The organism is Streptococcus sp. A12, assembly GCF_905372335.1.
GTDB lineage: Bacteria > Bacillota > Bacilli > Lactobacillales > Streptococcaceae > Streptococcus.
In genome coordinates, this window is record NZ_CAJPOU010000050.1 from 1 (window position 1) to 8,495 (window position 8,495).

Here is an 8,495-nt window from a genome sequence, read left to right on the forward strand (position 1 = left end):
CAACTTTATTTATTTCGCAGTTCAACATAACGGTTGTACCAAATTTTGATGTATTCCTCAGAGAAAGGACCTAATTGATTGTTGATCCAATCTACAAGGATTTTGACATTTTCTTTTAGGATAAAGTCAATGTCATCTGAATAGTTCATTTTGCGTTTGTGCTGTTCGTATTCTTCTACGTCCAGCAGTTTCTTTTCACCACCAGGAAAGACTTTGACATCAAGATCATAATCAATATACTTTAGTGCCTCCTGATCCATATAAAATGGACTGGCTAGATTACAATAGTAGGACACTTCATTATCGCGGATCATAGCGATGATATTGAACCAGTACTTCTTATGAAAGTAGACGATTGCTGGCTCTCTGGTAATCCATCTTCTACCATCGCTCTCTGTAACGAGAGTATGATCATTGACGCCGATCAGTGCGTTTTCCGTAGTTTTTAGTACCATGGTGTCTCGCCACGTTCGGTGGAGACTTCCATCATGTTTATAACTTTGAATTGTAATAAAGTCGCCTTCTTTAGGTAGTTTCATAACTTACCAACTTTCTACAATCTAAGTATATCCTCTATATTGTATCATATTTTCATGAAAATAAGGGATTTTCATGTGAATTTTTATTTAAAGGAATTCGCGAAGAGCTGTAGAAATGTCAGAGTAGTCGTAGCCTTTGCGAGCAAGAGCTTGGGTGAGGCGTTGTTTGAGATCGTAGCCCTCATATTTTCGTGAGTATTTCTGGTGCTGTTTTTCCAGTTCCTTCATAATCAGGTCGAGTGTTTGTTCTTCATCTGGCTCGATATCCAACTGGTGATAGGCTTGCTTGGCAACTTCATAACTGAAGCCTTTATTGATAAGATTTTGTGTGATTTTATCTTTTAAGGCTCGTGGTGGAAGTTTTTTAGCGTATTGTTTGGCTAATTTTTTGGCAGTTCGTTGAGCTACCTCGGAAAAATCAAATTCTGAGGTGATCTGATCTATATAGTGGGAAGAGACTCCTTTTTGAATGAGTTTTTGCTTGAGGAGATAGGGTCCCTTGTCACCTGAGAGGTGATTGGATTGAAAGATAGCCCGAGTATAGGCCAAGTCGTCGATCCACTTGTCTTCTTTCAAGGTGTTTATGACGGTTTCAATAGTTGATTCGTTGATTTCATGCTTGGCTAAGTAGTCACGAACTTCGCGAGCTGTACGGGCTTTGAAAGAAAGGTGATAAAGGGCTAAATTCTTAGCATGGGAAAGCTGAGCAAAAGTTTGGATTTCCTTGAGTTCTTCCTGGCTAATTTCCTTGTCTCGTGAGAGCATGAAGCGGACGATGGTGTCTTCTGTAATGTAGAGGGATTCGGCTTGATCCAGCTCTAGAAGGTAGAGTCGTTTTTTCTTTTCTAATTTGGTAATTTTCATAGGATTCCTGTTTCGTTTCGATTTTATTTTGGGTTATGATTAATCTTTCTCTCTATATTATTCGTATTCTTATTGAGAAATGTTTGTAATTCTTTGTTTTTCTTTTCAATTCTATCATATTCTAAACGAATGAGAAACTACATGGTATAATAGACATATGAATCTAAAAGTTAAACAAAGAATTCCTTTGAAAATCAAGCGAATGGGAATTAATGGAGAAGGGATTGGCTTTTACAAGAAAACCTTGGTCTTTGTGCCAGGGGCCTTAAAGGGCGAAGATGTTTTTTGCCAAATTACTGCGATTCGGAAGAACTTCGCAGAAGCCAAGCTCTTGTCCGTCAACAAGGCTTCCAAGTATCGGGTAACGCCAACCTGTGATATCTATGAGACCTGCGGGGGCTGCCAGATTATGCATCTGAAGTACAGTAAGCAGTTGGAGTTCAAAACGGACTTGCTGCAGCAGGCCTTGAAAAAATATGCTCCTAAGGGGTATGAAAATTATCTGATCCGTCCGACGCTTGGGATGGAAAAACCACAGTATTATCGGGCCAAACTTCAATTTCAGACGCGTAAATTTAAGGGGCAGGTCAAGGCTGGTTTGTACGCTCAAAATTCCCATTATTTGGTGGAATTAAGGGACTGTCTGGTCCAGGATCCGGTCATTCAGGAAATCGCTAATCATGTAGCGGAGTTATTGACCTACTACCAGATTCCGATTTCAGATGATCGGAAGCAATTGGGAGTTCGAACCATCATGGTGCGCCGGGCTCGTAAGACTGGACAGATCCAAATGATCGTGGTGACGAGTCGGCAGATTAATTTAACAGACTTGGTCGCGGATTTGGTAGAAAAACACCCTGAAATTGTGACGGTGGCAGTCAATCTGAATACCTCCAAATCCAGCGAGATCTATGGAGAGAAGACACAGATTATTTGGGGACAGGAGACCATTCGAGAAGGGGTCTTGGATTATGAATTTTCCTTGTCTCCTCGGGCCTTTTACCAGTTAAATCCTGAGCAGACAGAAGTCCTCTATAGTGAAGCTGTCAAGGCATTGGATGTATCACCAGAGGATCATTTGATTGATGCCTATTGCGGGGTAGGGACCATTGGTTTTGCCTTTGCGGACAAGGTCAAGAGTGTCCGGGGGATGGACATTATCCCTGAAGCGATTGAGGATGCCAAGTATAATGCTAAGCAGATGGGATTTACTAATACCCACTATGAAGCTGGGACGGCTGAGGAAATTATTCCTCGTTGGTACAAGGAAGGCTATCGGGCAGATGCAGTCATTGTGGATCCACCACGGACAGGACTGGGGGTTCAATTGATTGACACCTTGTTGCGCTATGCCCCTCAAAAGATGGTTTACGTTTCTTGCAATGTTTCCACCCTGGCGCGGGACCTCGTGGACTTGACCAAGGTGTATAATGTCGTCTACATCCAGTCAGTGGATATGTTTCCCCATACAGCTCGGACAGAGGCTGTGGTGAAATTAGTCAAGAAAGCCAAATAGAGTAGGAATCAACAATGGATATTTGGGAAATCATGTATGAGAAGGCCAATTAGAGAGCCGAAGAGCTTTCCCAGGAGGAGCGTTAGATTCCGAAGATCTTAGATGAGAGAAGAATGTGAGAGTGAAAGATGGACAATAAAATTGATGTATCGATTCCCGTTGCTCAAGTCATTGATCAACATCCGGAAGTATTGGACTTGTTGGTGGAGTTGGGCTTCAAACCCTTAGCCAATCCGATTATGCGCAATACAGTTGGGCGCAAGGTTTCCTTGAAACAAGGATCAAAATTAGAAGGCACTCCTATGGAGAAGATTGTACGAACACTAGAGGCCAATGGCTATGAAGTAGTGGGGCTAGACTAATGAGTGATGAACGAATTCATGTCTTGAGAGACATCTTATTAGAGCTTCATCATGGAGCTTCTCCTGAGTCAGTACAAGAGCGCTTTGATGCGACCTTTAGCGGGGTGTCTGCGATTGAGATTTCCCTCATGGAGCATGAACTGATGAACTCCGATGCAGGTATCACCTTTGAGGATGTCATGGAGCTATGCGATGTCCACGCCAATCTTTTTAAGAACGCTGTACAAGGGGTCGAAGTGGCAGATACAGACCATCCAGGCCATCCAGTTCAGATTTTTAAACAGGAGAACCTAGCCCTTCGAGCCGCTATGATGCGGGTCCGTCGCTTGCTGGATAATTATGAGACGACAGAGGATCCTGATATGATCCAGGAGATTCAGAAAGGACTCTTGCGTCAGCTGGGCTTGGTGGGTCAATTTGATCGGCATTATCGTCGCAAGGAAGAGTTGATGTTTCCGATTATGGAGCGCTATGGGCATGATTCCCCTCCCAAAGTCATGTGGGGAGTGGATGACCAAATTCGAGAACTCTTTGCGAAAGCTATGGACGTAGCCAAGAAACTACCAAGTTCTGGTATTTCTGAAGTCAAAGAGCGCTTTGAAGCCTTTGCGCAAGAGTTTGAGGCTATGATCTTCAAGGAAGAATCCATCCTCTTGATGATTTTACTGGAGGCTTTTAGCCAGGATGATTGGCTATCCATCGCGGAAGAAAGTGATGCCTATGGCTATGCCATTATCATTCCGAGTGAGAAATGGGTGCCGAAACGTGTGGACTTCAAGGAAGAAGGAGCAATAGAGTCAGAAAGTTCAGGTGAGGCCCTTCCTTCTTCAAATGGAGGCGAGCACCGTCAGGTCATTGAGACTCCTGAGGGACAATTGACCATTACCTTCACGCCTAAGAAAAAAGAAGAGAGCTTCGACCGTCAGCAACCACAAGCTTTTGGCCATGGATTTTTATCGGTGGAGCAGGCAAATTTGATCTTGAACCATCTACCGATGGAGATCACTTTTGTCAATAAGGATGATATTTTCCAATATTACAATGATGCAGCGCCTTTTGAGGAGATGATCTTCAAACGGACACCGTCGCAGGTAGGACGCAATGTTGAGCTGTGTCACCCGCCAAAATACTTGGAGAAGGTCAAAGCCATCATGCAGGGGCTTCGAGAAGGGAAAAAAGACAAGTACGAAATGTGGTTCAAATCCGAATCACGTGGGAAATTTGTCCATGTCACTTATGCGGCAGTGCGTGATGAAGCAGGAGATTTTCAAGGTGTCTTGGAATATGTCCAGGATATCCAACCTTATCGGGAGATTGATAGTGAATTTTATAGAGGATTGGAGTAAGAATGAGCTACGAAAAAGAATTTATGAAAGAATTTGAGGCCTGGATCAAGACTCAGGTCATGATCAATGAGATGGCCCTGACAGAAAGCAAGAAGGTCTATGAAGAGGATCAAGACGAGCGGGCCAAGGAAGCTATGATCCGCTACGAGAGTCGCTTGGATGCCTATCAATTCCTTCAAGGGAAGTTTGCTAACTACCATGAGGGGAAAGGGTTCCACGATCTTCCAGATGGCTTGTTTGGAGAGAGAACCTATTAAAGGCTCTCTGTGAAAGCCTTTGACTAGCTGGATTTGGCTGAAAATAGTGCAATGACTTGATTTTTCGAGGGATTGTGTTACAATAAAAAAGTTGAACAGACGTCAACGAATTATCGAAAGTAATATTGGTGATGAAACCTTGTTGCCTTAGGGATTGATCACTGGATACGTAGGAGGAAAAATGGCAAAGAAGAACGTTAACCGTGCGAAACAATACAAACATCAAAATAGACATCTTTTGAAAAAAGCTGTCGCAACTGTAGGAGCAGCTGTTAAAGAGGCACCTAAAAAGGTTGAGAAAGCAGCAAAAGCAGTAGCGAAAGAAGTGAAACAAGTAGCTTCTTCAGTGGAAGAATTCGCTGCAAGCTTGGAAGGTGTGGCACTTGATCGTGCGCAAACATTCTATGATGAAGGTATTCGCTCTGTTGCGGACTTCGCAAACTGGACAGAGAAAGAGTTGTTGGCCCTTAAAGGAATCGGCCCAGCAACTATCAAAAAATTGCAAGAACTTGGTGTCAAGTTTAAATAATCGCTTTTGTGATTTCTTGCTATTTCCGGGAAAACTTGATAAAATGAACCTGTTAGAGGTGTTTTGAATTCCACGTTTTACAGAAAGTGGCGGTGCTGAGAAGTCCACAAATGTGTCAAAACTGGTTGCTAATGGATGAAAATGAAATAAACAAAGTTGCGGGCTCTGCCCGAAATTGGGTGGTACCGCGGATAAATACATTCGTCCCTTTCTAGTCTGACTAGGAAGGGATTATTTTTATGTTTCGGAAAGGAGATTTGAATGAAACTTCTTGAATCTTATAATGGTAAAGACTTGCCAAGGTTGGAAACTGAGCGTTTGATATTGCGTCAGCGAACGGCAGATGATGTAGAGGATATGTTTGCTTATGCTGGTCTGCCTGAAGTCTGTTATCCAGCTGGATTTCCTCCTGTAGATAGCTTGGAAGCAGAGCGTGACTATTTTGAAAATCGCTATTTTGAAAATTTAAAAAAGAAGGAACTTCCGTCTGGCTATGGCATTACAGTTAAGGGGGATGACCGAGTCATTGGCTCTTGTGACTTCAATCACCGTCATGAGGACGATGTTTTTGAAATTGGCTACCTCCTGCATCCAGATTATTGGGGGAAGGGCTATGTGCCAGAAGCTGTTAGTGCTTTGATAGAAGTTGCTTTTACCGTCCTTAAACTCCACAAGGTTGAAATTCGATGTTTTGATTACAATAAACAAAGTCAGCGAGTTGCTGAGAAGCTTGGTTTCACCCTTGAAGCTCGCATCAGAGACCGCAAAGATGCACAAGGCAATCGCTGTGCAGAGTTGGCTTATGGATTGCTGAGGAATGAGTGGGAGGCGGATTAAGCATTATCAACGGTTCATCGTCAACATCCCTGATGAAAACTTTATGATGGAGATGGAGCAGGCTGGTTTTATTAGCCATCGGGAGAAATTGAAACACCTAGGGCTTGACTACGAGATTTCTGAACGGACTCAGACTCCGATTTTGAAGGCTTGTCCAGTCGCATTAGATTACCAGGTGGATCGGATTATCGAGGAAGATGGCATCTGTCATATCTTTGCTAAGATTCTTGAGCGACTGGCTGATCCAGAGCTCTTAGATGACAAGGGGCATTTTAAAAATGACCGTTTTGCGCCGACTTACTTTATGGGGGACGGCCATCAGCGCGTTTACCGCTATCTAGATGACCGAGTCGATCCCATGGGGAGCTTTATCAAGAAAGCGAGGAGGAAGAATGACAAGAGCTGAACTGCCAGAACGAATCGAAACCGAGCGTCTAGTCTTACGAGTCCGTACCGTGGAGGATGCTGAGGATATCCATGCTTACACCAGTCTTCCAGAAGTTTCTTACCCAGCAGGTTTTCTACCTGTCAAGACCTTGGAAGATGAGATTTATTATCTGGAGCATATCCTTCCTGAGCGTAATGAAAAGGACAATCTCCCAGCTGGCTATGGCATTGTCGTAAAAGGAACAGATAAGGTTATCGGCTCTGTTGATTTCAACCATCGCCACGAAGACGATGTGCTGGAAATTGGCTATACCTTGCATCCAGACTATTGGGGTCGAGGCTATGTGCCTGAAGCAGCGCGTGTTTTGATTGGTTTAGCTTTTAAAGAACTGGAGCTTCATAAGATAGAATTGTCTTGCTTTGGCTACAATCTCCAAAGTCAACGAGTCGCTGAGAAGCTTGGTTTCACCCTTGAAGCTCGCATAAGAGACCGCAAGGATACCCAAGGCAACCGCTGTGACGATTTGAGATATGGCTTGCTGAGGAGTGAGTGGGAGGACGGTAATAACTGTTAGTTGAACTGTTCGATAATTTCGAACAGTTGGGACTTATTAAAGAATTTCGAAAGCGAGGTGAAAAATTGGAAACAAGCCAGATTATTACTTTGATCAGTGGAGCTGGTATAGGAGCTGTCCTAAGTGCATTTTTAACCTTCATAAATAGTAGCAAAAAGAATAAACTTGATTTTATAACTAAAGAGCGTTCAGAGTGGAGGAGAGAAATTAAGTCAATTATAGTTGATTTATTAGGTGGAAATAATCGAACTTCTGCAATAAAAAGACTTGAAACACAGCTAAATCCGTATGGGAGATATATCTCTAAAGAAGATAGATATAACTTTTACATGAATGATGGCCATATTTGGGAGTTGGTTGATAATTTTGATTATTCTAATCAAAGTGTAAAATTATTAACTAAATATCTAGAAATACTTTTAAAATATGATTGGGAAAGATCAAAACGTGAAATAAAAGTCGATGTTTTTAATAGTTTTGTATACTTTATTCTTATTATCGGCTCTTTATCCAATTCTCTCTTAATACTCTTTAAAATAAACGATTTAAGTCAAAGTATAGTTCTTGCGATATCCTCTTATATTATGGTAGCTGGTATATTCTTTCTTGAAAAAGTTACTAGGAATTTTAAAAAAAAGCTTATACGTAATAATATTTATATTATGCTACTTTCTCTATCTATGTATTATAGTATAGAAGGGCTATTATATTGGGTAATCCCTCGTGTAAAAATGGATTTAAATAGTTCTCTTGTCACACTTTTGATATCAGTATTAATAATGAGTATAGAATTCAAAATTTTTATAAATACTAATAGTGAGGAAGAAAATTATATGAACCTAATTGATTATATTAAAAACAATTTAAATTAAGGAGAACACACATGTCTAAAGAACTTTCACCTAAATACAATCCAGCTGAAGTTGAGGCTGGTCGTTACCAAAAATGGCTTGACGAAGATGTTTTCAAGCCTTCAGGCGATCAAAAGGCTAAGCCTTATTCGATCGTTATACCACCACCAAACGTTACAGGTAAACTTCACCTTGGTCACGCTTGGGATACAACTTTGCAAGATATCATCATCCGTCAAAAACGCATGCAAGGTTTTGATACACTTTGGCTTCCTGGTATGGACCACGCCGGGATTGCCACTCAGGCTAAGGTTGAGGAGCGCTTGCGTGGTGAGGGTATCAGTCGTTACGACCTTGGTCGTGAGAAATTCCTCGACAAAGTCTGGGAATGGAAAGACGAATATGCCACTACTATCAAGGAACAATGGGGCA

Annotated in this window: 11 protein-coding genes and 1 pseudogene; 10 read left to right on the forward strand and 2 right to left on the reverse strand. The window is 42.0% G+C overall.

Features of this window, described 5'->3' with window-relative positions; genetic code table 11:
• Positions 1-5 precede the first annotated feature (5 nt).
• Positions 6-539 carry a DUF402 domain-containing protein gene (locus QZ158_RS06720; protein ID WP_154852127.1) on the reverse strand — a complete coding sequence of 178 codons (534 nt, stop codon included), beginning with the start codon at positions 537-539 and terminating at the stop codon, positions 6-8.
• Positions 540-626: 87 nt separating this feature from the next.
• The gene (gene recX / locus QZ158_RS06725; RefSeq protein ID WP_293886937.1) at positions 627-1,403 is read right to left on the reverse strand and encodes a recombination regulator RecX; all 777 of its coding nucleotides are present in this window, start codon (positions 1,401-1,403) and stop codon (positions 627-629) included.
• Between the two features lie 157 nt (positions 1,404-1,560).
• Between recX and rlmD the strand changes: the two genes are divergently transcribed.
• The 10 genes and pseudogenes from rlmD to QZ158_RS06775 form a co-directional block, all read left to right on the forward strand.
• Complete coding sequence (rlmD, locus tag QZ158_RS06730; protein ID WP_293886939.1) at positions 1,561-2,919, forward strand: 23S rRNA (uracil(1939)-C(5))-methyltransferase RlmD; 1,359 nt, start codon at positions 1,561-1,563, stop codon at positions 2,917-2,919.
• Positions 2,920-3,047: 128 nt separating this feature from the next.
• On the forward strand, positions 3,048-3,281 hold the full coding sequence (locus tag QZ158_RS06735; RefSeq protein ID WP_006596822.1) for a DUF1858 domain-containing protein: 234 nt from the start codon (positions 3,048-3,050) through the stop codon (positions 3,279-3,281).
• A complete protein-coding gene (locus tag QZ158_RS06740; RefSeq protein ID WP_293886942.1) occupies positions 3,281-4,627 on the forward strand; it encodes a DUF438 domain-containing protein in 1,347 nt (448 codons plus the stop codon). Before QZ158_RS06735 ends, QZ158_RS06740 begins: the two co-directional genes overlap by 1 nt.
• A gap of 2 nt (positions 4,628-4,629) precedes the next feature.
• The gene (locus tag QZ158_RS06745) at positions 4,630-4,884 is read left to right on the forward strand and encodes a DUF1912 family protein (protein WP_006596820.1); all 255 of its coding nucleotides are present in this window, start codon (positions 4,630-4,632) and stop codon (positions 4,882-4,884) included.
• A gap of 181 nt (positions 4,885-5,065) precedes the next feature.
• Positions 5,066-5,413, forward strand: a complete 348-nt coding sequence (locus QZ158_RS06750) for a helix-hairpin-helix domain-containing protein (protein ID WP_293886944.1) — start codon at positions 5,066-5,068, stop codon at positions 5,411-5,413.
• A 261-nt stretch (positions 5,414-5,674) separates the two neighbouring features.
• Positions 5,675-6,250, forward strand: a complete 576-nt coding sequence (locus QZ158_RS06755) for a GNAT family protein (RefSeq protein ID WP_156676143.1) — start codon at positions 5,675-5,677, stop codon at positions 6,248-6,250.
• A pseudogene (locus QZ158_RS06760) lies at positions 6,243-6,656 on the forward strand (flavin reductase family protein); the annotation flags it as partial. The gene QZ158_RS06755 and the pseudogene QZ158_RS06760, both read left to right, overlap by 8 nt.
• On the forward strand, positions 6,643-7,212 hold the full coding sequence (locus QZ158_RS06765) for a GNAT family protein (protein WP_293886947.1): 570 nt from the start codon (positions 6,643-6,645) through the stop codon (positions 7,210-7,212). The pseudogene QZ158_RS06760 and the gene QZ158_RS06765, both read left to right, overlap by 14 nt.
• 65 nt (positions 7,213-7,277) lie before the next feature.
• Positions 7,278-8,084: a hypothetical protein gene (locus tag QZ158_RS06770; RefSeq protein WP_293886949.1), complete on the forward strand. Its 807-nt coding sequence runs from the start codon at positions 7,278-7,280 to the stop codon at positions 8,082-8,084.
• 11 nt (positions 8,085-8,095) lie between these two features.
• On the forward strand, positions 8,096-8,495 hold a 400-nt coding region (locus tag QZ158_RS06775), incomplete at its 3' end, for a class I tRNA ligase family protein (RefSeq protein ID WP_293886951.1).